Genomic DNA, 25,171 nt, shown 5'->3' with positions numbered 1-25,171 from the left:
CCTACATTTGTAAAGGGAAAGAATAAATTGAATTTACATAAATGGGAATGGAAAATTCCCTTTTTTCTTTCCTTTTCCTTTTTGCATGCCTGTCATTTGTTTCATCATTTTTCTCATTTCATCAAATTGTTTAATCAACCGGTTTACCTCTTGAATCGTCGTTCCGCTGCCTTTCGCAATCCGCTTTCTCCGACTCGCGTTAATGATTTCAGGTGATTCCTTTTCCTTCGGTGTCATCGATTGAATAATCGCTTCAACGTGAACAAGCTGCTTTTCATCAATTTGTACATTTTTGAGCCCTTTCATCTTATTTGCACCTGGAAGCATGCCAATTAGTTCATCCAAGGGACCCATCTTTCTTACATTGCCAAGCTGCTCTAGGAAATCGTCAAATGTAAAAGAAGCTGTGCGCATCTTTTTCTCAAGTTCTTTTGCTTTGTTTTCATCGATGTTTGTTTGTGCTTTTTCGATTAATGTTAAGACATCGCCCATTCCTAAAATACGCGAAGCCATTCTTTCGGGGTGGAAAGGCTCCAAAGCATCCATTTTTTCGCCCATCCCGACAAACTTAATCGGCTTGTCTGTTACCTCTCGAATGGAAAGCGCCGCACCGCCTCGTGTATCACCATCCAATTTCGTTAAAATGACACCGGTAATGTCAAGCTGTTCATTAAAATTATCAGCAACATTTACTGCATCTTGCCCTGTCATGGCATCAACAACGAGATAGATTTCATCCGGCTTTACCGCTTCCTTCACATCAACAAGCTCCTGCATCAATTCCTCGTCAATATGGAGTCGTCCAGCGGTATCAATGAGAACATAATCTTGGTGTTCCTCTTTCGCCTTTTCAATGGCCTGTTTCGCAATTTCAACCGGGCTCACTTTATCCCCAAGCGAAAACACTGGCAAACTTAATTGTTTGCCCAATGTTTGAAGTTGGTTAATCGCTGCAGGGCGGTAAATATCTGCCGCTACGAGCAAGGGCTTGCGATTTAATTGTTTCCGTAAATGATTCGCCAATTTCCCAGTGGTTGTCGTTTTACCCGCCCCTTGAAGGCCGACCATCATAATCACTGTCGGCGGCTTCGATGCCACTGCAATTTTGCTCTGTTCCCCGCCCATTAATTGCTTTAATTCATCGTGGACGATTTTAACGACTTGCTGCCCTGGCGTTAAACTTTGTAAAATTTCTTGGCCGATCGCCCGTTCTTTCACACGCTTAATAAAATCTTTTACGACTTTAAAGTTAACATCGGCTTCAAGCAATGCAAGCCTGATTTCACGCATCATTTCGTTAACATCAGCTTCAGTCAATTTGCCCTTGCCGCGTATTTTTTGCAGTGTGCTTTGCAGCCGGTCGGCTAATCCTTCAAATGCCATAAGCGATGCCGCCCCCTAATCCAGTTTTTCAAGTTGTTTAATCAGATTCAACATAACTTCTGTATTCTTTTTGTTATCGAGAACGTCGTAAAGCTGCCGGATGACATCCCCGCGCTTTTTAAATTTTTCATAGAGATGCAGTTTTTCTTCATAATCTTCCAGCATGATCTCGGTGCGCTTAATCGTATCATAAACCGCTTGGCGGCTAACGTTGCACTCATCAGCAATTTCCCTCAACGAAAAATCATTTATATAGTAAAGCGACATATAGCTTTGCTGCTTCGGTGTTAAAAGAGGGTGATAAAAATCGTAAAGGGCATTGACCCTGATTGTCTTCTCAAGCATGAATCTACCCCCTGTTAAGGAAATTACCTTTACACGTTATTCCATGATACATCTGTTCTATTCTATTGTCAAGCTTTCATCTTTACAGTCCGTCTTCATCGTTGTTTTCACTATTTTTCTCAATCATGTCGGAAAAAAGGCCATAAACAAATGTGCCAGCATCAAATGGCTGTAAGTCCTCCATTTGTTCGCCAAGTCCTATCAATTTAACTGGTATATCAAGCTCATGCCGAATCGCCAGCACAATGCCCCCTTTGGCAGTCCCGTCAAGCTTTGTTAACGCGATCCCAGTCACATCTGTTGCTTCTCGAAAAATTTTCGCTTGATTCATTGCGTTTTGGCCAGTCGTTGCGTCGAGCACAAGAAGTACTTCATGCGGGGCAGAAGGCACTTCCCTTGCAATCACTTTTTTTACTTTTTCAAGTTCTTTCATTAAGTTCACTTTATTTTGCAATCTTCCAGCTGTATCACAAATCAAAATGTCAGCTTTTTTCGAACGGGCTGATTGAATGGCATCAAAAATAACAGCCGCGGGATCTGAACCTTCTTGATGTTTTATAACATCCACCCCGACCCTTTCACCCCATACTTCCAGCTGTTCAATCGCCCCCGCCCTAAATGTGTCTCCAGCCGCGAGGACAACCGATTTTCCTTCCGTTTTGAATTTATGTGCCAGTTTGCCAATTGTCGTCGTCTTCCCTACGCCATTGACCCCAACTACTAGAATAATTGTCATGCCATCCTTTTGAATATTAAGGTCAGCATCCCCTTCCTCTTTTTCGAGCAGCTCTGCCAATTTTTCGGAAATCACAGTTTTTAATTCTTCCGTATCTTGAATATTTTTAGTTCTCGCCTCATCCTTAAGCATTTCAATCAAATCCATTACTGTGACAACGCCGACGTCTGCGCTAATTAAAATTTCTTCCAATTCTTCGAAAAACTCTTCGTCAACTTTGCGGTAGCGCTTCACAAGATCATTCATTTTACCGGCAAATGAATCTCTTGTTTTTGTTAGCCCTTGTTTAAATTTTTCTGTAACAGTGTCTGTTTGGCGTGTAATTTTATCTTTTAAGTTTTTAAAAAAACTCATTTTAATTCCTCCTCGTTTCTCACCAATTCATTTTTTGAATAGAAAACTCACCTGTATGGATTTTAAGAGCTGCATCTAGTGTTTTATACTATCGTTCCGGCAAGCAATCTTGTAATATGATAGCATAAAGTGCAACGATCATTTAAAATAAATTTAAATTCAATGAAAGCAGAGAATAGAAAATGGCGGTTACTGCACAAAAAACAACAACTAAGCAATTAAATACAGTCTATATTATTTTATTTGCGATTAGTTCCGGGCATTTTTTTAATGATTCAATTCAAGCGGTTGTGCCTGCGATGTTTCCAATTCTGGAAAAATCCTTAAATTTAACGTATGCCCAGATTGGATGGATTGCATTCATGGTGAACATGACTTCTTCGGTTATGCAGCCTGTTTTTGGCTACATTGCCGACAGGCGCCCACTCCCTTTTTTACTTCCGGCCGGCATGTTTATGAGCATGCTTGGATTGATCGGTTTTGGGCTGGCGCCAAATTTTTCCATCATCCTAATTTCCGTTCTTTTTATTGGCTTGGGCTCGGCAATTTTTCATCCTGAAGGTTCAAGAGTTGCATACATGGCTGCTGGAAACAAGAGAGGGCTTGCACAATCCATCTATCAAGTTGGAGGAAACTTTGGCCAATCAATGGCTCCGATCTTTACAGCATTAATTTTTGTTCCATTTGGGCAACGTGGCGTATTGTCCTTCGTTCTAGTCGCCTTCTTTGGAATGGCTATTCTTTCATTTGTTTCAAAGTGGTATAAAAACCAAGCCATGCCCGCCATCAAACAATCAGTTAAAGGAACAGAGAAAAATGGCAAGCGCCCCATCCATAGAAAAATTAAAATCGCAATGCTGTTGCTCGTTTTCATCGTATTTGCCCGCTCATGGTATTCCGCCGGTATCACGAACTTCTACCAATTTTATTTGATTGGAGACTATGGGCTATCGATTAAACAAGCGCAAATCTATATTTTTATTTTTATGATTGCCGGTGTGATCGGAACCTTTTCCGGCGGTCCGCTTGCCGATCGATTCGGCAAAAGAAATATTATCTTGCTCTCTCTTATCGGGGCTGCGCCAATCGCATTTATTCTGCCGCACGTTTCGCTTATTTTTGTTGCACCACTCGTATTCTTAATCGGTTTCATTATCACGTCCAGCTTTAGTGTATCGGTTGTCTACGCACAAGAACTCTTGCCTAAAAAAGTTGGAATGGCATCAGGCTTGACTGTCGGCCTCGCTTTCGGGATGGGGGCGATAGGTGCTGTTTTTTTTGGAACGTTAGCTGACTTGACAAGCATGAAATTCGTTATGATTTTTGTTAGCTTACTTCCATTATTGGGATTTCTCAGTTTGTTCCTGCCAAGTGATGAAAAAGTTAGGGAATTATCAGTTGAAGCATGATAGAATAATACGTAAAAACATTGGGAGAGGGTGTGAACATGGATTTATCTGTAAAAAATAGAGACAACATGGAATACATGATTAACGGAATTGTACAGAAACTGCAGGTTGTGAACACTTCAGCCATTAAAGCCGAAGATTACGACATTGACAATTATGAAGAATTGCGGGATCTATATTCTCTTGTCAACAGGAAAAATCAATTTAGCGTCAGCGAAATTGAGGCGATCGTTTCTGAATTAGGAGCACTCCGTAATAACGTATAATTGCGTGTTCTATAATTGTTTCATCTGCAAAAAACAATCCTTCTACCAGGATTGTTTTTTTTGCAAGATGATAAGTGCTTTTTGTGCGGCTTCTTGTTCGGCTTCTTTTTTTGACTTTCCTGTTCCTTCTCCAATCACTTTTCCTTCGATCAAAACGGCTGATATAAATTCGCGGTTATGAGCCGGGCCTTTCTCCTCTGTAATCTCATACTCAACCGTTCCAAGCCCTTTGCTTTGCACCATTTCCTGCAGTTGGCTTTTATAATCCATCGTATGCGAAAAAGCACCTTGGCTAACTTTTGGAAACACGTGGTTCTCCAAAAAGTGAACAACAACATCCAAGCCTTGATCCAAAAATAAAGCTCCAATAAAGGCTTCAAAAACATCGGCTAAAAGCGCAGGACGTTGTCTTCCACCCGTCAGTTCCTCACCTTTGCCAAGTAAAATAAAGTTGTGAAAAGACAGTTCATTCGCAAACTGAAAAAGGGATGGTTCACAAACGATTGCTGCACGCAGTTTTGTTAAATCTCCTTCACTCATATGGGGATAGGCGTTATACAAAAACTTGGATACTGTCAGTTCAAGTACTGCGTCACCGAGAAACTCAAGCCTTTCATTGTCTTCATAAGGCTTTTTGCGATGCTCATTCACATAAGATGAATGGGTAAATGCTTGAATGATCAAATGTTCGTTATTAAAATTTATGCCTATTGACTCTTGAAGCAATGCAAACTTCTCTTTTTGCTCCGGAGTCAACACATAATGGGATGAATGAATTGGTTTGGTCCGCTTTTCATTTTTAGAGGCGCTTTGCTTGCTACGCTTGTTCATATCTTCCTCCAGAAAAATTCAATTAAGAATAAACGTCCCGTATAGGTACGTGTTCAAAAGGTACTGAATCAGGCGCAAGCAAATCGAGAAACGGGGTAAAAAACCGGCGGAGTGTACGTTTTCTGGTACATAAGCAAGGTTTTTTAGACCGTAACGAAGAGATGCGCCGCGGATTTTCTGTACCTTTTTGAACAACATTTATAAACGGGACGAGACTGTTATTGGTTGTTATTTATATAGTCTACAACATCGCCAACAGTTGTAATTTTTTCAGCGTCTTCATCTGAAATTTCCATATCAAATTCATCTTCAAGTTCCATCACCAATTCAACAACATCAAGTGAATCGGCACCTAAATCGTCTTTAAAAGAAGCTTCAGGAATTACTTTTGATTCTTCAACACCTAATCGATCGACAATAATTTTTGTTACACGTTCCATTACATCAGCCATGCTCTCACCTCCCCTCAAGTCATTATAGGCAAAATACAGCCAAAGTAAAACCCCAATAAAAGGACGAGTTTAAACAGAAAAGACGAGACTTTCATCAGCTAGGGCTTACGAACGGTTGCACCGGGATAAACAAACTATTTATTAGCGTTCAAAAAGGTAGACTTTCCTGAACTTTTTAACATCTTTTACATAACCATCCCGCCATCGACATGCAACGTCTGGCCAGTCATATAGCCGCTTTCTTCCGAAGCCAGGAACGCAACGAAACTTGCTATGTCCTCTGGCCGGCCGAGTTTTGACAACGGAATTTGCTTCAGCATTTCCTCTTTTAAAGCATCATCAAGTTGATCGGTCATCTCTGTTTCGATAAAGCCGGGTGCAATCGCGTTTGCCGTAATATTTCTCGAAGCTAATTCTTTTGCGGTTGTTTTTGTCAACCCGATCACACCTGCTTTTGCAGCGACATAATTGGCTTGTCCGGGGTTGCCGGAGACGCCAACGATGGAAGTAATATTGATAATTCTGCCGAACCGCTGCTTCATCATTTGCCGGGTTACTGCTTTTGTACAGTTAAAGACGCCTTTTAAATTCGTATTAATAACGTCATCCCATTCATCCTCTTTCATACGCATAATTAAATTGTCACGCGTAATCCCGGCATTGTTCACGAGAATATCAAGAGAACCGAACCTGGTTATCGCTTCTTTCACCATCCTTTGGACATCTTCCATATCCGCAACATTCGCTTGGATGGCGAAAGCTTCGCCGCCCTTTTGGATAATTTCATTCACAACTTCGGCCGCTTTATCTTCACGACCAGCAAAATTAACGGCTACTTTTGCTCCTTGTTCAGCCAATTTCAATGCGATGGCTCGCCCGATTCCCCGCGATGCGCCCGTCACGAGAGCGGCTTTGTTTTTTAACATCGCTCTACTCGTCCCCTTTCAATGAATCTAACGCTTTTAACAAACTGTCTTTGTCACCAATCGCCATCGTTTTTACGCTTCGATCGATTTTTCTTACCAAACCCGAAAGCACATTGCCGGGGCCAATTTCTACAAATGTATCAACCCCTAATTCAAGAAGCCTTCTTACTGTATCCTCCCAAAGGACAGGAGAGTAAATTTGTTCAATTAATTTCGCCTTAATGTCACTTGCTTCTGTCATCTCTTTAGCCGTGACATTGGCAATGACAGGTATCTCTGCATCTTGGATGCTGATTTCATCCAAAATCGGCTTCATTTTCTCCGCTGCCGGCTTCATTAAATTAGAATGAAAAGGCCCGCTTACTTCGAGTGGGATCACTCTCCTCGCTCCTTGCTCTTTTGCAACTTTGGATGCTTTTTCAACACCTGCCGCGGTTCCTGAAATGGCGATTTGGCCTGGACAGTTCAAATTCGCAAGCTGTACGAGATCCCCTCCTTCTGTTACCTCTTCAGTCACTTGTGTGAGCTTTTCCCTATCCATACCGAGAACGGCAGCCATAGCCCCTTGGCCGGCCGGCACTGCTTCCTCCATGAAAAGGCCGCGCTGACGCACAGCGTAAACGGCATCACTAAAGCTCACGGCCCCGGCCGCTACAAGTGCTGAATATTCTCCAAGGCTATGTCCTGCTGCATAATCGGCTTTTATTCCGTATTCTTTTAAAACTTCTAAGACTGCAATGCTTGTCGTTAACAGTGCTGGTTGTGTGTTTTCAGTCATTTTAAGCTTTTCCATCGGCCCATTAAAAATAATTTCCGATAATTCCAACTGCAGCCGCTCGTCGGCTAAATCAAAACGTTCTTTCGCAACTTTAAACTCTTCAGCCAACTGTTTCCCCATTCCGACAGTTTGTGATCCTTGGCCTGGAAATATAAATGCTGTCTTCCCCAAAACATTCACTCCATTTCTGCAAAATTCAAATCTTTAATGATTTCTTTGATTTGTCGCAAAACATCTTTTTCAACAATCTCGTTCGTTTGTCTAATGGCGTTAAGGATGGCGTTGGCATTAGAGGAACCATGCGCTTTAATAATCGGCGCCTGAAGGCCAAATAATGCGGCGCCACCATATTCGGAGTAATCCGCTTTCTTTTTAATGCCTGCTAAACGGGGCTTGAGCATCGCTGCAGCTACTTTTGCCCAGAAAGAACTCGTTAATTCGCTTTTCAAAAGCGACAATAAACTGCTTGCGGTTCCTTCAGCCGTTTTTAAAACAAGGTTGCCTGAAAACCCATCCGCAACGACGACATCAGCAATCCCTTCAAGCAGATCCCTAGATTCTATATTGCCTATAAAGTTCATTGGCGCTTTTTTTAACAAATGGAATGCTTGTTTTGTTAATTCATTTCCCTTGCCTTCTTCTGTTCCTACGTTCAGAAGGCCTACCCGGGGGGAGGGTATTTTGCGGACTCGTTCCGCATAGATTGAACCCATAATCGCGTAATGCAAAAGATGCATTGGTTTTGCATCCATATTCGCCCCGGCATCGAGAAGAAGAAAGCCCTTTCCATCCATTGTTGGCAATGTAGGCGCAAGAGCAGGGCGATCAATTCCGGACAATCGCCCAACTTTAAAAAGCCCTGCGGCCATTAACGCGCCTGTGTTTCCTGCTGAAATGCAAGCGTCAGCCTTTCCTTCTTTTACTGCAGTTGCCGCAAGAACCATCGACGCATTTTTTTTTCTTCTGACAGCCTTGACGGGTTCATCATCAGGTTCGATTATTTCTTCTGTATGTATAATTGAAATCCTTTCGCTTTTCGGTAAATTAGGCGTAATTTTTTTTTCATTGCCGACTAAAATAAATTCGATATGCGGAAAAACTTCAAGGGCAGCCATCACGCCGGCGATTGGCGCTTCAGGTGCATTGTCTCCCCCCATTACATCGATGGCTATTTTCAAAAACGTTCATCCTTCCTTTACTTGGTCTTTACGGAACATCATAAACTCACCGGAAAAAACAAGCTCTTGCTCTACATAACTTCGTACCTCAACAACCGTACGAGATTTATTTTTTTTAATCACTTTTGCTTTTGCGACAACTCTTTCCCCTTCTTTTACTTGCCGCTTGAAACGAATATTTGCGCTGGCTGTTAATGCTAGCTCATCATCAATAACAGCTACAGCTAAAGAATTCGCCTGCGCAAATAAGTGATGCCCTCTGGCAATTTTTGTTCGTGAAAAAACATGCTCCCTTTTAATTTCGAGAATAGAAATGGCGCTTTCATCAAGCTGAAGATCAATGACCTCCCCGATCACTTCGTCTAATGGGAGGGATTTTACTTTGTCAAGATGTTGGACAGCTACATTTTTAATCCGTTCGCGCAATTCCGGGATTGATAGTTCGAGGCGATCGAGTCGTATCGTCTGAATGCTGACTTGGAATTTTTCCGCCAATTCCTCATCTGTTATAAAAGGGGTTTCGGCAATTGTTTTTTTTAGTAGCCGCTGCCTGTCTTTTTTACTTCGTTTCATCGATTATTCCCACCTAATTTAAGCGAAAAATAAAAAGTATAAATTGGTTGTTCGCAAATTTGCACAAATCCAACTTCTCACTTCTAACCTCCAAAGATAGATGTGTTAGCATCTATCTTATGACTAGGTACTAATAGCAATATATAATAAATAATCTGTTTTATCAATAAGCTAATCCAATTTTTCTCCTTTGATAAACTCTTCATTTGAAAGGTAGTGACGAAGTTTTTCAAAAGCAGGCTCTGTCCAAAAGCTTTCGGATTCGATGAATTGTTTTGCATCATCTCGGGCAACTTCCAATGCCCTGTAGTCATGAACCAAATCAGCGACTTTAAATTGCGGGATGCCGCTTTGTTTTTGTCCAAAAAAATCGCCGGGGCCACGAATTTTCAAGTCTTTTTCCGACAATAAAAAACCGTCATTCGTTTCAGTCATCACTCTCATTCGTTCTTTGCCTTCTTCGCTTTTCGGATTGGCGATTAATATGCAATACGATTGGGAACTGCCTCGCCCAACGCGTCCCCGGAGTTGGTGAAGCTGTGCTAAACCGAAACGCTCAGCATCGTAAATAATCATTAAGGAAGCATTTGGAACATTCACCCCGACTTCAACGACTGTTGTAGAGACAAGGATTTGAATATTATTTTCGCTGAATTGCCGCATCACCGTTTCTTTTTCCTCGTTTGTTAATCGGCCATGCATCAGGCCTACCTTAAAATCCGGAAAGTGATGGACAATCTCTTCATGAACATCAATGACATTTTGAACATCCAATTTATCCGATTCCTCAATTAACGGGCAAATGACATAGGCTTGCCTGCCGGCTGCAATTTCTTTATTCAAAAATCCATAGACCCGTTCTAACATGCTATCCTTTACCCAATAGGTTTCAATTGGCTTCCTGCCTGCGGGCAATTCTGTTATCGCTGAAATATCCATGTCCCCAAAAGCGGTGATGGCAAGGGTTCTTGGAATCGGTGTCGCTGTCATGAACAGAACGTCCGGCGAAAGCCCTTTGCTTTTTAATGCCCGTCTTTGGTTAACGCCGAACCGATGTTGTTCGTCTGTAATAACGAGGCCTAAATGATGGAAATTCACATCTTCCTGAATCAAGGAATGGGTTCCGACGATGATTTGAATATCCCCGGCTTTTAAGCGAGAGAGAATGTCTTCTCTTCTTTTCCCTTTTACCGAACTTGTCAACAATGCAATCGAAATGTTATGGGAAGCTAGAAGCTGCTGCAATGACTCCATGTGCTGTTCGGCCAATATTTCAGTAGGAACCATAAGTGCTCCCTGGTATCCAGCTAAAACGGCGGCATATAACGTGATCGCAGCGATTACCGTTTTTCCGGATCCAACATCACCTTGCAATAGGCGGTTCATCCGATAAGGAGAGCGAAGATCTGTTAGAATCTCTTTCAATACGTTATGTTGGGAAACGGTAAGTTCAAAAGGAAGCAAGCCAACCATCTTTTTCAGTTCCTCATGCGAAAATTGTTTGGCTGTTCCTTTGCTATTCTCTCTTTCAAACTTGCGCAGCGCCTGCATTTTTAATTGAAATAACAACAATTCTTCATATACAATCCGCCTTCTTGCTTGCTTTAACTGCGTATGGTTTTTAGGGAAATGAATCGCTTGAATAGCTTCCCGCTTTGAATACAGTTTATATTTTTTTTGTATAAAGCCCGGAAGCAATTCTTCCATATCGTCGATACCGATTAAGAGAGCAGATTCGATAAACCTTCTGAACTGCTTTTGGTAGATCCCTTCTTTTAATGAATAGATCGGTTTGATTGCACGATCATTCGAAAAGGAAGAAAGTTCAATGTTGTCAACCGTAACTGTCATTCGATGTTGATCCCATTTTCCTGAGATCGTAACAGTCTTACCGGGGGTTAAGCTTTTCTTCAAAAAAGCCCGATTAAAAATAACAGCATTGATAAGAATTCGGCCGACAAGGATTCTTGCGGTTAACTTTGACTTTTTCCCTCCGTAATAGCGCACATTAGGGGTATTTTGAACTTGTCCTTCCAATGTAACACTGTCACCATGCTTGACATCCTCCAGGTTGCTTAATTCATTATCTTCATACCGGTAAGGAAAATATTCAAGCATGTCCTTAATTGTATGAATGCCAAGGGAATTGAGGTCATTTTCCAATTCGTCGCCAATCCCTTTTATTGTATTGACTGGTTGATTTAACTTCATTGCATTTCCCCCGCTATTAATTAGAAAAAATCCTACCCGGGCAAAGGTAGGAAAAAATAATTTTATCACGCCGCAACTGTCCGAAAGACCCTTACTCTAAGACTTCGAGGAATCGAAGAAGTGTAGACGCTAATCTCTGATAAGTCTTACTTTATTCAACAGCTATGATATAGGAATAAACCGGCTGCATGCCGTTTTGTATTTCGACATCCATAAAAGAAAAGTTTTCGTTTATATACTCCTCAAGTACTTCCGTCTCCGCCTCGCTTATATTTTCGCCGTAAATGATGGTTACAAGTTCATTATCATCGGTTATCATTTCGTTTAAAAGATTTTTGGCAGCTTCTTCGCTTGTTGGTGCTGTCGATACAATTTTGCCTTCTGAGATGCTTAAAAAATCGTTTTCTTTAATTTGAATGCGATCGATTGCTGTATCGCGGACCGCATACGTCACTTGTCCGGATTTTACATTGCTCATGGCCGCTTTCATGGCCTTCTCGTTCATTTTATCGTCTAGATCAGGATTGAACGCAAACAGCGCGGCAATGCCTTGTGGAATTGTTTTCGTTGGAATTATTTTAACATGGCTTGAAGCTACTTTCGCCGCCTGTTCCGCTGCCATCATAATGTTACCATTATTCGGCAAAACAAAAACAGTTTCGGCATTTATTTTTTCAATTGCTTGCACTATATCTTCGGTACTCGGGTTCATTGTTTGGCCGCCGAATATCACTTCTGTATTCCCAAGGCCTTTAAATAATTCAACCAACCCTTTACCGGCGGCAACCGTTACAAAGCCGAAACGTTCTTTCTCTTTTTCAATATTGGCTTCAGTGTTGGCCTTTTTAACATTCGCGGCTTCCTCACGTTGAACAATACTGCTATGCTGTTCACGCATGTTGTCGATTTTAATATTAATTAATTCACCGTATCTCTGTGCATATGTGAGCAATTCACCTGGATATTCACTGTGGATGTGGACTTTAACCAATTCATCATCTGCCACAACGAGAAGAGAATCTCCAAGCTTACTTAATTTATTGCGGAAGGCTTCTTCTTCAAATGGCTGTTCCTTAAGCTTTGAGTCTCGAAAATGAATCATAAATTCTGTACAATACCCAAATTCAATGTCATCCGTATGGATATGTGATTGGGCATTTTTGTGATGCTCGGCACGAATCATTTCTTCCATGCTTACAGCGTCAGTCTCAACATCGGCTATGTCCTTTCCCTCTAGAACGGCTAAAAAAGCTTCGTAAATAACGACAAGGCCTTGTCCACCCGAATCAACCACTCCTACTTCTTTTAAAACAGGCAGCAATTGGGGGGTTCTAGATAGTGAAGCTTTCGCCTCGGCAACTGTTTCTTTCATTACTTCCGTTATATCGTTTGTATTTTTTGCTGTAGATACAGCTTTTTTAGCGGCATCCTTTGCAACTGTTAAAATTGTTCCTTCAACAGGCTTTATCACAGCTTTATATGCTGTTTCAACCCCTTTTTCCAAAGCTTGCGCAAATTCCAGCGAATGGAGAACATCTTTTGCTTCAACCGCTTTGGAAAACCCACGAAAAAGCTGCGATAAGATGACCCCGGAATTTCCTCTCGCGCCCATTAAAAGGCCTTTTGCGAAATGGGAAGCGATGTCTTTGATCTCGTTTTTCGCATGTTTTTTTATTTCATTTGCCCCAGAAGAAAATGTTAAATCCATGTTCGTCCCCGTATCCCCGTCTGGAACAGGGAATACGTTCAGTGCGTTAATTTTTTCTTTATTTTGAGATAGATGGCTTGCAGCCTGATATATCATCTGTCTTAAATATTTTCCGTCCAATTCGTTCAATACCACAAATTTTCCTCCTAACTACGTGGTCGTTACACGTACACCTTGGACAAAAATATTCACAGAATCAACTGCAAGCCCAAGCATTTTATCTAGTTGATATTTCACTGTTGATTGCACATTGTGGGCTACTTCCGAAATTTTCGTACCATAGCTTACAATAATATACATATCAATATGGACACTGTCTCCATCAATCCGAACGACGATACCTTTACTGAAATTATCTTTTCCCAACAATTCAGTTATTCCGTCTTTAAGCTGTTTTTGAGAAGCCATCCCTACAATACCGTAGCAATCGATTGCTGCTCCACCGGCAATCGCAGCGATGACTTCTTTCGTAATATCAATTTGTCCTTGTGAGGTTTTTAACTCAATTGACATAGTCATCCTCCTTTTCAGCCTAATTCCAGTTCAATTAAAATCAAAACTTCCTTAACGTATTTTACTATACTTGGAAGAATTTTAACAGTTATCTTAGTAACTGGCCTAGTTGATAGCAGTCTTTTGAGTTTGGGCATTGAAACGAAGAGAACTGGAGTACGGGCAACATTGTTTTTACTTGCAATCGCCCGGAAGGTCCCGAAGTGTCTTGAATGCATCCTTGCCAAACTTAAACCAACTGTGTTCAAAATTCTTGTGTTCAACTGGTATAGTCGCAGAGCTTCTTGCATTGTTTCGGCGGCAATGGTAAAATAGTTCAGTATAACACTGTACGCTGGGAGGTTATCAATATGGCAAAATGCGCAATTACTGGACGCAAAACTTCTTTTGGAAATAAACGCTCTCACGCCCTAAATTCAACAAGGCGAAAATGGGGCGCCAATTTGCAAAGAGCAAGAATTATGGTTGACGGCAAGCCAAAAAGAGTTTGGGTTTCCGCCAGAGCTCTTAAATCCGGCAAAGTGGAGAGAGTTTAACTTCTGCTAATTTTTCTTGAAATCGCGTGTTCAAAAAGGAGGACAAAAAGAGCCGAGAAGCTCGAGGAAGCGAAGTTCTGCTGAACAGAGCGTATGTTTGAAGGATACGTGTGAGTACCGCAAGAACGAAGCTGACGAAGAAATTCGACAGCTTAAGATGTTCGGCTAAAAGCAGCTCGTCCTGTGATAACGTCGAACTGGCTCACATCATGTGAGCCTCCGGACTTTTTGAACATCCTCTAATGCGAAAAAGCACCTAATTGGGTGCTTTTCTTTTTAGTCTTTTTTAAATGTTCCAATTATCGCACGAATAAACCCTCCAAGAAATCTCGGCAGCTTAATGGTATAAAACTTCATCGTACCCCTCCTTAAAAGGTGCCTTTCCCACGTATGATCGTATAAAAAAGAGTTCACTAATAAATTATATTCACGAATTCAAAAATAGTACTGATTCGCCACACGAACTTTTTAAACATCTCTTTTTTCTTTATTACTACAAATATGCTCATTAAGGAGGAATAAGAATCAATTTTATACGGGAGAAGTCAATCGGTTTGAGCGGCGTCCCGAATTTGCTGGATTGCCAACTTTCGGTCGCTTTGATTAAAGATAGCAGAGCCTGCTACTAACACATTTGCCCCTGCTTCCACACAACTTAAGGCTGTTTCCGAATTTACTCCGCCATCAATTTCAATATCAATTGATAACCTTTTTTCCTTAACAAGCGAGTGCAGTTCTTTCATTTTTGGTATGACAGAAGAAATAAATTTTTGTCCTCCAAATCCGGGATTAACTGTCATCAATAGAACTAAATCAACCTCTTCAATAATATGCTGAATCGATGAAATGGGTGTCGCTGGATTTAAAACAACACCTGCCTTAATCCCTTGTTCTTTAATCAATTGGATTGACCGGTGCAAATGGGGACATGCCTCAACATGTACCGATAAGATGTCTGCACCCGCTTCGGCAAAATCTTTTATATACAAATCAGGATTTTCAATCATAAGATGTACGTCAAGCGGCAAAGACGTTATAGGACGAATCGCTTCTACAATAAGCGGCCCAATCGTAAGATTCGGTACGAAGTGGCCGTCCATTACATCGACATGAATATAGTCCGCGCCGCCTGCCTCTACTTCTTTAATTTCTTCACCCAACTTTGAAAAATTCGCGGATAAAATAGACGGAGCAATTTTAACCAAAGTTAATACCTCCTTTTTGTTTCTTTTATCTCTTTAAAAAAAGCTTCGTAATGGCTGTATCGGCTTTTCGCAATGTCGCCATCCTCCACAGCTTGTTTTACTGCGCAGCCCGGCTCAGCCAAATGTGTGCAGCCCCGGAATTTGCAATATTCACCAGCTTTGCTTATTTCAATGAACGTATCGGACAATTCTTCTTTGGTAAAGTGGCTGAAAGCGAGAGAACTAAAGCCGGGCGTATCAGCAACCAATCCGCCTGCTACAGAAAAAAGTTCAACATGCCTTGTTGTATGCTTTCCTCTCCCTAAATGGCTGGATATGCTGTTGGTTTCTATTTTTAAGGAAGGGTTTAGCAAATTTAGCAATGATGATTTCCCGACACCTGATTGCCCCGCAACTACAGTGATTTTTTCCTTCAAATAAGGAGTGATTTTGTCGTTCGTTTTCTTGTCTTTCATAGATAAAAATAAAACATGATACCCTATTGACTGATAGATTTCTGCCACGGAGTCCATGTTTTTCGTTTCATGCTCCCCAAGAAGATCGATTTTAGTAAAGCATATGACTGGCTCAATCCTGTTTGCCTCAATATGCACTAGAAATTTATCGAGGAGCTGCAAATTAAGATCAGGTTCTTTCACCGAGAAAACGACGAGAGCCTGATCGACATTCGCAATGGGCGGGCGCACCAATACATTTTTACGGGGGAGTATATTTAAGACATACCCATCTGTCAGGTTTTCAGCTTCAAATTCAACATCATCGCCAACGAGTGGAGTGATTTTCCGTTTGCGGAAGTTGCCGCGCGCACGGCATTGATAAACAATGCCGTTTTCTGACAAAACATAATAAAATCCGCTTAACGATTTAACAATTTTTCCTTCTGTCATAATCGCTGCATCACTCCATTTTTTTGGCTTCATTGTAAGAGTATGTCTTATTTTTGATTTCTTCCCCGTTTAAAATAAGCTGAAAAGAAGCTTGCCCATTAGGAGCCACTGTAAGTGGAAAAGTGTATGTTTTTGATTTGGAAATCGTTTCTTTTGCTGCAATCCCATTTTTATTCTTTGCATCTTGATACTGTATAACAACCTCAAATTCTCTGCCATCCTCAATTTCAATAGGCTGCGAAACTTCAAACGTTATTGGCTGTTTTTTGTCCTGCTCTGATGGCGACGGTTTGTTAGGCTTATGCTCTTGAACTGGTGGTACATAATCAGATTTTTTAGGCGCTTCTCCTTTGGAGAGCACGATTTTCACTTTGCTGCCTTTATTTAATTCCACATATGGATCGGGGTCTTGTGAAATGACATGGTTCTTATCGACTTTATCGGAAAATTCCTCTTTATACTCGGCTTTAAGGTTTTTATTTTCCATATATTTGTCAACAGAGTTTTTACTCATTCCAATTAAATTATCGAGTACAACCGTTTGAACTCCGCTGCTGTACCTTAAAGTTAAAACGGTCTCGCCAACGACAATTTCCTCACCAGCCTGCGGTGATTGTGACACGATTGTCCCTGCTTCTTCATCCGATTTTTCTTCATTCCAAACGACATTTTTGAAACCCATATCTTCTACAATCCGTTCAACGTTTTCCTTTGACTTTCCTTCGAAGTTTTCCAATACCAGTTTTTCTTTACCTAGGCTTACGACGACTGTCACTTGGCTGTTTTCTTTCACCATCGTTTTTGGAGAAGGAGATTGCCTTATCACTTTTTCTTCTTCCACGTCATGATGATGTTCCTCTTCGCGCTCGGGTTTTAAATGGTTCTTTTCAAGCAGTTCAACAGCTTCAGAGTACGTCTTGCCTGTCACGTCTGGGACAGAGACATCCTTCACATAAAAAAGAGATGGCACGATGGCAAACGCAGCAGCTCCTATTCCTAAAAGCAGCAGCAAGATAACGGATAAAAAAACATATCTTTTTTTCTTCTTTTTTTCTTTTTTTTGTTTCGGTGGCGCTTTGCCTTTGTCCGAAGCAGAAGATCCGTCGCTATTTTTATGGTTGTTTAAGGAAACAGGTGCCAGAACTTTTGTTTTTTCATTATCATCAATGCCTTTTTGTAAAGGTTGATGTTCAACCGTCGGTTCAAGTGCCACTGCCAAGTCTTCCTGCATTTGAGCGACGTTATCGTAACGCAATATTGGATTTTTTTCCATCGCTTTACAAATGATGTTTTCAACATTTTGTGGGATTTCATTGTTTAACAGTTTTGGCAGGGTAAAATCGTCCTGTAAATGTTTTAATGCCACGGTTACTGGTGAATCACCGGTAAAAGGCAGCACCCCGGTTACCATTTCATAGAGAACGACACCTAGAGAGTAGATGTCTGATTTTTCGTTCGCTATGCTCCCTTTTGCCTGTTCGGGCGAAAAATAATGAACCGATCCGAGGACGGATTTTGTATGGGTAATCGTAGCAGACGTCATTGCCATCGCAATCCCAAAATCAGTTACCTTTACTTCGCCTTTATCTGTCAATAAAATATTGTGCGGTTTAATATCGCGGTGGATAATATGGTTTTCATGCGCATGGCGAATCGCGGAAGCAATTTTATTTGTGATAGCAAGCGCTTCATCAATCGGCAGCGGCGCCGATTCGCGTATGTATTCTTTTAACGTTTTTCCTTCTACATATTCCATGACAATGTAGTATACATGATCCTCTTCACCAACATCAAAAATATTAACGATGTTCGGATGGGATAAACTCGTTGCCGATTCAGCTTCACGGCGAAAGCGTAAAATGAACTCGGTATCATTCGAAAATTCCGTTCTTAACACTTTCACAGCCACAATGCGGTCTAGGATTAAATCTTTGGCTTTATATACAATTGCCATTCCGCCGTCACCAACGACTTCAAGCAGCTTGTATCGCTCATTTAACCGTTTATTAATCATATTCGTTCACCTTTTTTTTATTGGAAAACCCGTGCTTAATCAATATGAGCGTAATGTTATCGTCACCGCCGGCTTGATTGGCCAAAGAGATAAGCTCTTCAGCTTTGGAAGGAATGGAGCTGTCAGAACTGATAATTTTTTGAATCTCTTTTTCGTCTACTTTATTTGTTAAACCATCTGAACAGAGTAAAATAACATCATTCGGTTCCCAACTGATTGAACGAATATCGATTTCCACTTGTTCTTCAGTTCCTAAAGCACGAAGCAGAACATGTTTACGGGGGTGGTGCTCCGCTTCTTCTTTTGAGATTTGGCCATTCTTAACAAGCTCATTGACAAGAGAATGATCTTCCGTCAGCAAGGAAAACCCATTTTCATTTAAAAGATAAACGCGGCTGTCGCCTATATGTGCAAGCGTGACATAGTTCGGCGTGCAAATAACAGAAACTACCGTTGTACCCATTCCCCGACAATCAGGGTTAGTTTTTGCAAATTCAAGTAATTTCTTATTTGTATTTTGGACATTCTCTACGAGCCATTCTTCCGTTTTTGCGGGATTTAGTTCTATCTCTGCCTTTTGCCATTGTTCTTTCAAATATGAAACAGCCATTGAGCTGGCGATTTCACCGGCCTGGTGTCCACCCATGCCATCTGCCACAATTGCAAGCAAATTGTCGTTATTATAGAACAGACCCCCACTGTCTTCATTAAGTGTTCGTATTTTACCCGTATCTGTACGAAAGATCGATTCCATCTTCTCACCCCATCTCCTTCTGTCTGCTTCAAAATATGATCCAAGCCGGCTTCCGAATTGTGCCTTGCACAGACGACACGATATCCACTTATCTCTCACATTGCTTAAAGGGCGCATCCGTCTATACACGCGCCTTAACTAGGTTTTTTTCGTAATGAAGCAATAAAAAACCCATCGCTTTCATAATAATGAGGAAAAATTTGAATAGATGCTTGTCCCTCTTTTAAGTAGGAACGAATTTTATTAGGAAGATTGTTTTTTAGTGTCTCATTCGCTTCAAAATCATGATGCTTATTCAAAAAAGCCCTTATCACTTGCTCGTTCTCTCTTTTTTCAATCGTACAAGTACTGTAAATAAGTGTGCCGCCTTTTTTTAAAAGTGGCGCGATTGAATCGAGGATGTCCAGCTGAATTTTTGTGATCTCTTGAACATCCTTTTCACTTTTTGACCATTTAATATCAGGTTTGCGGCGAATGACACCAAAGCCGCTGCAAGGAGCATCTACAAGAATTCGATCAAAAGATTCTTTCGGAAAATGTTCTTCTGCTTCCCTCGCATCCAGTGCTTGGGCATGAATGTTCTTTAGTTTCAACCGCTCGGCTTGTTCTTGAATCAGCTTTACTTTATGGCGATGAAGATCGAATGCAATTACTTCTCCAGTCCCGTTAAGCAATTCTGATATATGTGTTGTTTTCCCTCCGGGCGCCGCACAGCAATCCAATACGCGATCGTTCTCCTGTGGAGCGAGGGCTCTGGCTACAAGCATCGAACTTTCATCTTGAATCGTAGCATACCCTTCCTCAAATACTTTCGTTTTAATAAAGTTTCCTTTCTCTATTTCAATAGCATCACTCGAAAGTTTCCCGGGTTTCGCAATAACCCCTTCCTTTTCAAGCATGTCAATCACTTCTTGGACCGTTGATTTTGAACCATTTACACGGGCTGTCATTGGAGGTGTTTTTAAATTGGCTTCACAAATACTTTTTGTTGTCTCAAGGCCGTACTGGTTTACCCATTCCTCTACTAGCCATATAGGATGGCTATATTTCACTGCAAGCCGTTCGATGTCATTGTCGATTTTTTCAAAATCGGGCAACCCACTTCTCTGAATGTTTCTCAAAATGCCATTTGCCATGTTAGCCAGCCCGCGGTGGCCCCTTTTCTTCGCCAACTGAACTGCTTCAAAAATAATCGCACGATCAGGCACACGATCAAGATAAACCATTTGGTAAATTGACATCCGGAGCAACGGGATAATCCATTCATCTTTCTTTTTAATTTTTTTAGGCAAAAAAGGGCTCAAAAAATAATCCAACGTTTTCTTCCGTTGCACTGTCCCGTATACAATCTCAGTAAATAACGCGACGTCTTTGCCATTTAGTTCATTTTTTTTTATTGCGTCATTTACCAATAGATTGCTGTATGCCTGGTTCTTTTCAATTTTTAATAAAGCGTCAAGCGCCGCTTCTCTAACATTTTTTTTACTCATTTGCCATTCCTAATCTTTCGCCTGGTGTCATCTTTCTTCCTTTCAAAAATTGTTCGGCATCCATTCGCTTTTTACCAGAAGGCTGCAAGTCAACAACTTTTATTCCGGTAAGGTTTCCAGTTGCGACGATGAAGCCATTTTCCTCAACAGATACGATTTTTCCAGGCTCATCTTGTTTTTTGAGGGGAACTTTTTCCCCCCACCATATTTTCAATGGTTTATTATCCAAATACGTAAACGCAACAGGCCAAGGGTGCAATCCGCGAATTTGGTTATAAATGGCCTCTCCGTCCTTTGTCCAATCAATCAACTCTTGCTCTCGTTTAATGTTGGGTGAGAAAGTTACTTTATCCTCTTCTTGCTTATCCGGATGTATGCTGCCTTTTTCTATAAGTGGAATCGTTTTAGACAATAGCTCTGCGCCAGCCGCACTTAACTTGTCGTGCATCGTACCGACATGATCATCTTCCTCAATTGGCACTTTCACTTGTTGCAGGATGTCGCCGGCATCCATTTTTTTCACCATGTACATGATTGTAACGCCTGTTTCTTTTTTGCCATCAATAATAGCCTGGTGAATCGGTGCTCCGCCCCGATATTCCGGAAGAAGCGATGCGTGGACATTAATGCACCCAAAAGGGGGCGCTTCCAATAGTTCGACCGGCAGCATTTGTCCGTAGGCAGCAGTTACTATTAAATCCGGCTTCAAATTTATAATTTGCCCATATTCGTTTCTCAGTTTTTCTGGCTGCATGACAGGCAAATTGTGTTTTAACGCCTCGACTTTAACAGGGGGTGGGGTAAGAACCTTTTTTCTCCCTTTTGGGCGGTCAGGCTGTGTCACAACAGCGAGGACATGATATCCGTCTTCAATGATTCTTTTCAAAATTGGAACCGAAAAATCTGGAGTTCCCATAAAAACGATATTCAAAGAATATTCACCTTCTCCATAGTGCATTTACATTAACATGTATGGATTCGAATCAATAACGATTTGCAGCCCGCTATTGCCCAGTTCATTTTCATATTGATTTAAAATGCTTTTCAATGCATGAAATAAATTTGGTTCATTTTTGTATTTTATCATGCATTGATAGCGATATCTATCTTTAATGCGCGGGATGACTGATGCAGCCGGCCCGAGAACAATCGCTTTATTGGACAGTTCCTTTTTCAAACGGCTTGTTATTTTCTCGGCAACGGCTATAACTTTCATAAGTTCAGGGTGCGATACAGTAATTAGTGTTAAATAATAGTATGGTGGATAAGCATGGGCTTTTCTTGCCTTCATTTCCGTTAAGTAAAAGGATGTATAGTTATGTCCGCTTGCCAGTTGAATGCTGTAATGCTCGGGGTTGTACGATTGAACGATAACTTCGCCTTGAAGCTTATGCCTTCCGGCGCGCCCGCTCACTTGTGTTAATAACTGAAACGTTCTTTCAGCCGCCCGAAAATCCGGTAAGTTTAACATCGTATCCGCCGCGATTACACCGACCAATGTTACATCAGGAAAATCGAGCCCTTTTGCGATCATTTGTGTACCGAGCAAAATATCGCCCTGTTTATTTGCGAAGGCTGACAGCAGTTTTTCATGCGCGCCTTTTCTTGAAGTGGTATCAACGTCCATTCTTATGATTCGTGCTTCGGGCATCAGTTTTGTTAATTCTTCTTCTACCTTTTGCGTCCCGGTCCCGAAAAAGCGAATATGCTGGCTTCCGCAATCAGGACAACGGTTCGGTGCCATTTCTTCAAATCCGCAGTAATGGCATTTTAATGTGTTTTTGTTTTTATGGTACGTTAACGATATATCACAATGGGGGCATTCTGCAACATATCCACAATCGCGGCACATGATAAACGTTGAGTAGCCTCTTCGATTTAGAAAAAGGACGCATTGCTCTTTTCTGTCTAATTTCTCTTTGATTTTCTCGATTAAAATCCGGGAAAAAATGGAGCGGTTCCCTTCTCTTAATTCTTCCCGCATGTCTACGATCATCACTTCAGGCATGCTTTGTGAGTGAATCCGTTCTGTCAGCTCACTTAAATGGTAGACATTTTTTTGGCTTCTTGCATACGATTCAAGCGATGGCGTCGCGCTTCCAAGGATAAGCGGGCATTGGTGATATTTGCTGCGCCACTCCGCTACATCCCGTGCATGGTAGCGGGGATTCTCTTCTTGCTTATAACTGCTTTCATGCTCTTCATCAATAATAATCATGCCTATATTTTCAAAAGGTGCAAAAATCGCCGAACGCGCCCCTACAACAACCTTTACTTCTTTCCGGTGGATTTTTAGCCACTCATCATATTTTTCACCCGCTGATAAGCCACTGTGAAGAACGGCTACGTCGGAACCGAACCGTTCTTTAAATCGCTGTACGATTTGCGGTGTTAGCGAGATTTCAGGGACAAGCATAATCGCTTCTTTTCCTTTTTCAAGGACTGACTGAATCGATTGTAAATAAATCTCCGTTTTTCCGCTGCCTGTCACCCCGTGCAACAAAAATATTTCTTGTTCACTATTTTCTACTGAAGACAAGATCGGTTGAATCGCTTTTTGCTGAATATCTGTCAGTGCCAACGGCTCCGTTTGTTTAAATGATGCCGCTTCGTAAGGATCCCGGTATATCTTCCTATCATTTTCGACTAAAATTTGTTTGTTAATAAGCGCTTTTAATGTTGATCTTGTTGCATGTAATTTCATTAATAGCTCATTGGAAGGTATTTCGGCAAAATGGACGAGAAACCATTCCAAAATTTCTTTCTGTTTTTTTGCCCTTGGCGTCAGAGTTTCGATTTCTTTCAATAAGTCATTTTTGCCCATTGCCGGCTTTACAACTTTTATCGTTTTGCTTGTTGTCCTGTCCTTAATTTCTGTCACCATTTTCATGGCCCCGGCTTTGATAAGCTTCTGGATTTGTTTCAATAATCCGGCTGGGAGCTTGATGACTTCATCCCAATCGATAAGATCGTTTTTTTGAAACAAATCGTTCACTTCTTTTGGCAGCATGTCGGCCTGTACGCGTTCAAGCTGCTTTTTGTATCGGGCTTTAAGGGCAACAGGCAGCATGGCCTGTAACGCTGTGATTTTAAAACATAACGCCGCCTCGCTAAGCCAAAATCCAAGATCGAGAAGCTCACCAGTCAGAACAGGAGACATGTCAACGAATTTTTTTATTTTCTTCAAGTTGGGTACAGTGGAATGCTCCTCTAAATCGACGACAAAACCTTGGACATTCCGGTTGTTAAACGGTACGATAACACGCATCCCTTTTTCAATAAAGCTCGTCCATTCATCAGGAATCAAGTAATCGTAAGAGCGATCCGTCTTGCTGTTGGCAACATCAACAATGACTTTAGCGATCATACTTTCGTTCTTCCTTTAATTCTGAGAGCACTTCTTCAAACAATCTTCTTGCGACTTCATGTTTATTTAACATGGGCAATGTCGTTTTCGCACCGCTTCGGCGATAGATTGTGACAACATTTGTATCGCCGGCAAATCCAGCACCTTCTTGAGTAATGTCATTTGCCACGATCATATCTAAATTTTTCTTTTCAATTTTTTTCAATGCGAAATCTTCCACGCTCGTTGATTCCGCTGCAAACCCGACCAAGAATTGGTGTTCCTTTCTTTTGCCGAGTTCAGCTAAAATGTCTGTTGTCCTTTCAAGTACCAGTTCAAGATCGCCAGATTTTTTCTTTACTTTTTGATCATATACATATTTTGGCCGGTAATCAGCAACAGCCGCCGATTTAATGACAATATCCGTATCTTCATATTCGTTTATTACAGCGTTATACATTTCTTCTGCAGAAGTAACGTCAATGCGCCGTACATTGTTTGGCGTATTCAATGAAACGGGCCCTGTCACCAACGTTACTTCAGCACCAAGCTGTTCCGCAACTTCTGCAATGGCAAATCCCATTTTACCTGTCGAACGGTTTGTTAAATAGCGGACAGGATCGATAACTTCAATCGTTGGCCCGGCGGTAACAAGAACTTTTTTGCCTGCAAGAGGCTGACTGTTGTTTTCTTTGCTAAAAAATTGATGAATTGCTTTGACAATTTCTTCAGGTTCTGCAAGCCGCCCTTTTCCAACATACCCACATGCAAGCAGTCCTTCCCCTGGCTCAATAAATTGATACCCAAATGAAGCCAATGTTTCCATATTTTTTCTTACAGCTGGATGGACGTACATATGCGAATTCATTGCAGGAGCGATTAACACCGGGGCTGTTGTCGCTGTAATCGTTGTTGAAATCATATCATCTGCGATTCCATTTGCTATTTTTCCGATCATATTTGCTGTTGCTGGAGCAATCACGACCATATCCGCCCAATCAGCTAGTTCAATATGGGCAATTTTTTTTGGATCTTTTTCATCAAACGTATCAAAATAAACTTCGTTTCTTGACATCGTTTGAAAGGTAAGCGGGGTGACGAATTCCCTTGCAGCAGAAGTCATGATTACCTTCACATCGGCACCTTGTTTAAAAAGCTGGCTCGTCAAAGCAGCCGCTTTAAATACAGCAATCCCGCCGGTTACACATAGCAAAATTTTTTTTCCACCAAGTTGCATTTCCCTTCCCTCCCCAATAAGTTTCTAATGTTAACCTAT

General features: G+C 41.3%; 24 protein-coding genes. 3 read left to right on the top strand and 21 right to left on the bottom strand.

Annotated features, from left to right (window positions below; all coding sequences use genetic code 11):
• Window positions 1–33: 33 nt before the first annotated feature.
• The 3 genes from ffh to ftsY all read right to left on the bottom strand — a co-directional run bounded on the left by ffh (window position 34) and on the right by ftsY (window position 2,818).
• Complete coding sequence (gene ffh, locus DCC39_RS00890; protein ID WP_116552983.1) at window positions 34–1,383, bottom strand: signal recognition particle protein; 1,350 nt, start codon at window positions 1,381–1,383, stop codon at window positions 34–36.
• Between the two features lie 15 nt (window positions 1,384–1,398).
• Window positions 1,399–1,728 (bottom strand): putative DNA-binding protein, encoded by a 330-nt coding sequence (locus DCC39_RS00885; protein WP_116552982.1) that lies wholly within the window; start codon window positions 1,726–1,728, stop codon window positions 1,399–1,401.
• Between the two features lie 82 nt (window positions 1,729–1,810).
• On the bottom strand, window positions 1,811–2,818 hold the full coding sequence (gene ftsY / locus DCC39_RS00880; protein WP_116552981.1) for a signal recognition particle-docking protein FtsY: 1,008 nt from the start codon (window positions 2,816–2,818) through the stop codon (window positions 1,811–1,813).
• 182 nt (window positions 2,819–3,000) lie between these two features.
• On the opposite strand from ftsY, the gene DCC39_RS00875 reads away from it, so the two are divergent.
• Both DCC39_RS00875 and DCC39_RS00870 read left to right on the top strand, forming a co-directional pair.
• Window positions 3,001–4,227 (top strand): MFS transporter, encoded by a 1,227-nt coding sequence (locus tag DCC39_RS00875; RefSeq protein WP_116552980.1) that lies wholly within the window; start codon window positions 3,001–3,003, stop codon window positions 4,225–4,227.
• 38 nt (window positions 4,228–4,265) lie between these two features.
• Window positions 4,266–4,493 carry a DUF1128 domain-containing protein gene (locus tag DCC39_RS00870; RefSeq protein WP_116552979.1) on the top strand — a complete coding sequence of 76 codons (228 nt, stop codon included), beginning with the start codon at window positions 4,266–4,268 and terminating at the stop codon, window positions 4,491–4,493.
• Between the two features lie 42 nt (window positions 4,494–4,535).
• On the opposite strand, the gene rnc is transcribed toward DCC39_RS00870, so the two are convergent.
• The 9 genes from rnc to DCC39_RS00825 all read right to left on the bottom strand — a co-directional run bounded on the left by rnc (window position 4,536) and on the right by DCC39_RS00825 (window position 13,663).
• The gene (rnc, locus tag DCC39_RS00865; RefSeq protein ID WP_116552978.1) at window positions 4,536–5,324 is read right to left on the bottom strand and encodes a ribonuclease III; all 789 of its coding nucleotides are present in this window, start codon (window positions 5,322–5,324) and stop codon (window positions 4,536–4,538) included.
• A gap of 218 nt (window positions 5,325–5,542) precedes the next feature.
• Window positions 5,543–5,776, bottom strand: a complete 234-nt coding sequence (gene acpP, locus DCC39_RS00860; protein WP_116552977.1) for an acyl carrier protein — start codon at window positions 5,774–5,776, stop codon at window positions 5,543–5,545.
• 185 nt (window positions 5,777–5,961) lie between these two features.
• Window positions 5,962–6,702, bottom strand: a complete 741-nt coding sequence (gene fabG / locus DCC39_RS00855) for a 3-oxoacyl-[acyl-carrier-protein] reductase (RefSeq protein ID WP_116552976.1) — start codon at window positions 6,700–6,702, stop codon at window positions 5,962–5,964.
• 4 nt (window positions 6,703–6,706) lie between these two features.
• Window positions 6,707–7,651: an ACP S-malonyltransferase gene (fabD, locus tag DCC39_RS00850; protein ID WP_116552975.1), complete on the bottom strand. Its 945-nt coding sequence runs from the start codon at window positions 7,649–7,651 to the stop codon at window positions 6,707–6,709.
• Between the two features lie 5 nt (window positions 7,652–7,656).
• Window positions 7,657–8,658, bottom strand: a complete 1,002-nt coding sequence (gene plsX / locus DCC39_RS00845; RefSeq protein WP_116552974.1) for a phosphate acyltransferase PlsX — start codon at window positions 8,656–8,658, stop codon at window positions 7,657–7,659.
• Window positions 8,659–8,664: 6 nt separating this feature from the next.
• Window positions 8,665–9,231: a transcription factor FapR gene (gene fapR, locus DCC39_RS00840; RefSeq protein ID WP_116552973.1), complete on the bottom strand. Its 567-nt coding sequence runs from the start codon at window positions 9,229–9,231 to the stop codon at window positions 8,665–8,667.
• A gap of 171 nt (window positions 9,232–9,402) precedes the next feature.
• The gene (recG, locus tag DCC39_RS00835) at window positions 9,403–11,442 is read right to left on the bottom strand and encodes an ATP-dependent DNA helicase RecG (protein ID WP_116552972.1); all 2,040 of its coding nucleotides are present in this window, start codon (window positions 11,440–11,442) and stop codon (window positions 9,403–9,405) included.
• A gap of 151 nt (window positions 11,443–11,593) precedes the next feature.
• Window positions 11,594–13,285 (bottom strand): DAK2 domain-containing protein, encoded by a 1,692-nt coding sequence (locus DCC39_RS00830; RefSeq protein ID WP_116552971.1) that lies wholly within the window; start codon window positions 13,283–13,285, stop codon window positions 11,594–11,596.
• Window positions 13,286–13,300: 15 nt separating this feature from the next.
• Window positions 13,301–13,663, bottom strand: a complete 363-nt coding sequence (locus DCC39_RS00825) for an Asp23/Gls24 family envelope stress response protein (RefSeq protein WP_116552970.1) — start codon at window positions 13,661–13,663, stop codon at window positions 13,301–13,303.
• A gap of 350 nt (window positions 13,664–14,013) precedes the next feature.
• On the opposite strand from DCC39_RS00825, the gene rpmB reads away from it, so the two are divergent.
• Window positions 14,014–14,199 (top strand): 50S ribosomal protein L28, encoded by a 186-nt coding sequence (gene rpmB / locus DCC39_RS00820; protein ID WP_116552969.1) that lies wholly within the window; start codon window positions 14,014–14,016, stop codon window positions 14,197–14,199.
• Between the two features lie 276 nt (window positions 14,200–14,475).
• Here rpmB and spoVM read toward each other — a convergent pair whose 3' ends face one another.
• The 9 genes from spoVM to coaBC form a co-directional block, all read right to left on the bottom strand.
• Complete coding sequence (gene spoVM / locus DCC39_RS00815; RefSeq protein WP_116552968.1) at window positions 14,476–14,556, bottom strand: stage V sporulation protein SpoVM; 81 nt, start codon at window positions 14,554–14,556, stop codon at window positions 14,476–14,478.
• Between the two features lie 188 nt (window positions 14,557–14,744).
• Window positions 14,745–15,404, bottom strand: coding sequence for a ribulose-phosphate 3-epimerase (rpe, locus tag DCC39_RS00810; RefSeq protein WP_116552967.1), 660 nt, complete (start codon window positions 15,402–15,404; stop codon window positions 14,745–14,747).
• A gap of 2 nt (window positions 15,405–15,406) precedes the next feature.
• Entirely contained in the window at window positions 15,407–16,291 is an 885-nt protein-coding gene (gene rsgA, locus DCC39_RS00805) for a ribosome small subunit-dependent GTPase A (RefSeq protein WP_116553092.1), read from the bottom strand.
• 10 nt (window positions 16,292–16,301) lie between these two features.
• A complete protein-coding gene (gene pknB, locus DCC39_RS00800) occupies window positions 16,302–18,305 on the bottom strand; it encodes a Stk1 family PASTA domain-containing Ser/Thr kinase (RefSeq protein WP_116552966.1) in 2,004 nt (667 codons plus the stop codon).
• Window positions 18,298–19,059 (bottom strand): Stp1/IreP family PP2C-type Ser/Thr phosphatase, encoded by a 762-nt coding sequence (locus tag DCC39_RS00795; RefSeq protein ID WP_116552965.1) that lies wholly within the window; start codon window positions 19,057–19,059, stop codon window positions 18,298–18,300. The genes pknB and DCC39_RS00795 overlap by 8 nt, the downstream gene beginning before the upstream one ends.
• A gap of 134 nt (window positions 19,060–19,193) precedes the next feature.
• Window positions 19,194–20,549 carry a 16S rRNA (cytosine(967)-C(5))-methyltransferase RsmB gene (gene rsmB, locus DCC39_RS00790; RefSeq protein ID WP_116552964.1) on the bottom strand — a complete coding sequence of 452 codons (1,356 nt, stop codon included), beginning with the start codon at window positions 20,547–20,549 and terminating at the stop codon, window positions 19,194–19,196.
• The gene (gene fmt / locus DCC39_RS00785) at window positions 20,542–21,507 is read right to left on the bottom strand and encodes a methionyl-tRNA formyltransferase (protein WP_240613469.1); all 966 of its coding nucleotides are present in this window, start codon (window positions 21,505–21,507) and stop codon (window positions 20,542–20,544) included. Before fmt ends, rsmB begins: the two co-directional genes overlap by 8 nt.
• Window positions 21,508–23,916: a primosomal protein N' gene (gene priA / locus DCC39_RS00780; RefSeq protein ID WP_116552963.1), complete on the bottom strand. Its 2,409-nt coding sequence runs from the start codon at window positions 23,914–23,916 to the stop codon at window positions 21,508–21,510.
• Window positions 23,906–25,132, bottom strand: coding sequence for a bifunctional phosphopantothenoylcysteine decarboxylase/phosphopantothenate--cysteine ligase CoaBC (gene coaBC / locus DCC39_RS00775; protein ID WP_116552962.1), 1,227 nt, complete (start codon window positions 25,130–25,132; stop codon window positions 23,906–23,908). The genes priA and coaBC overlap by 11 nt, the downstream gene beginning before the upstream one ends.
• Between the last annotated feature and the right edge of the window lie 39 nt (window positions 25,133–25,171).

The organism is Pueribacillus theae (assembly GCF_003097615.1).
GTDB classification, from domain to species: domain Bacteria; phylum Bacillota; class Bacilli; order Bacillales; family UBA6769; genus Pueribacillus; species Pueribacillus theae.
This window is presented reverse-complemented; position numbering and strand designations above follow the sequence as displayed.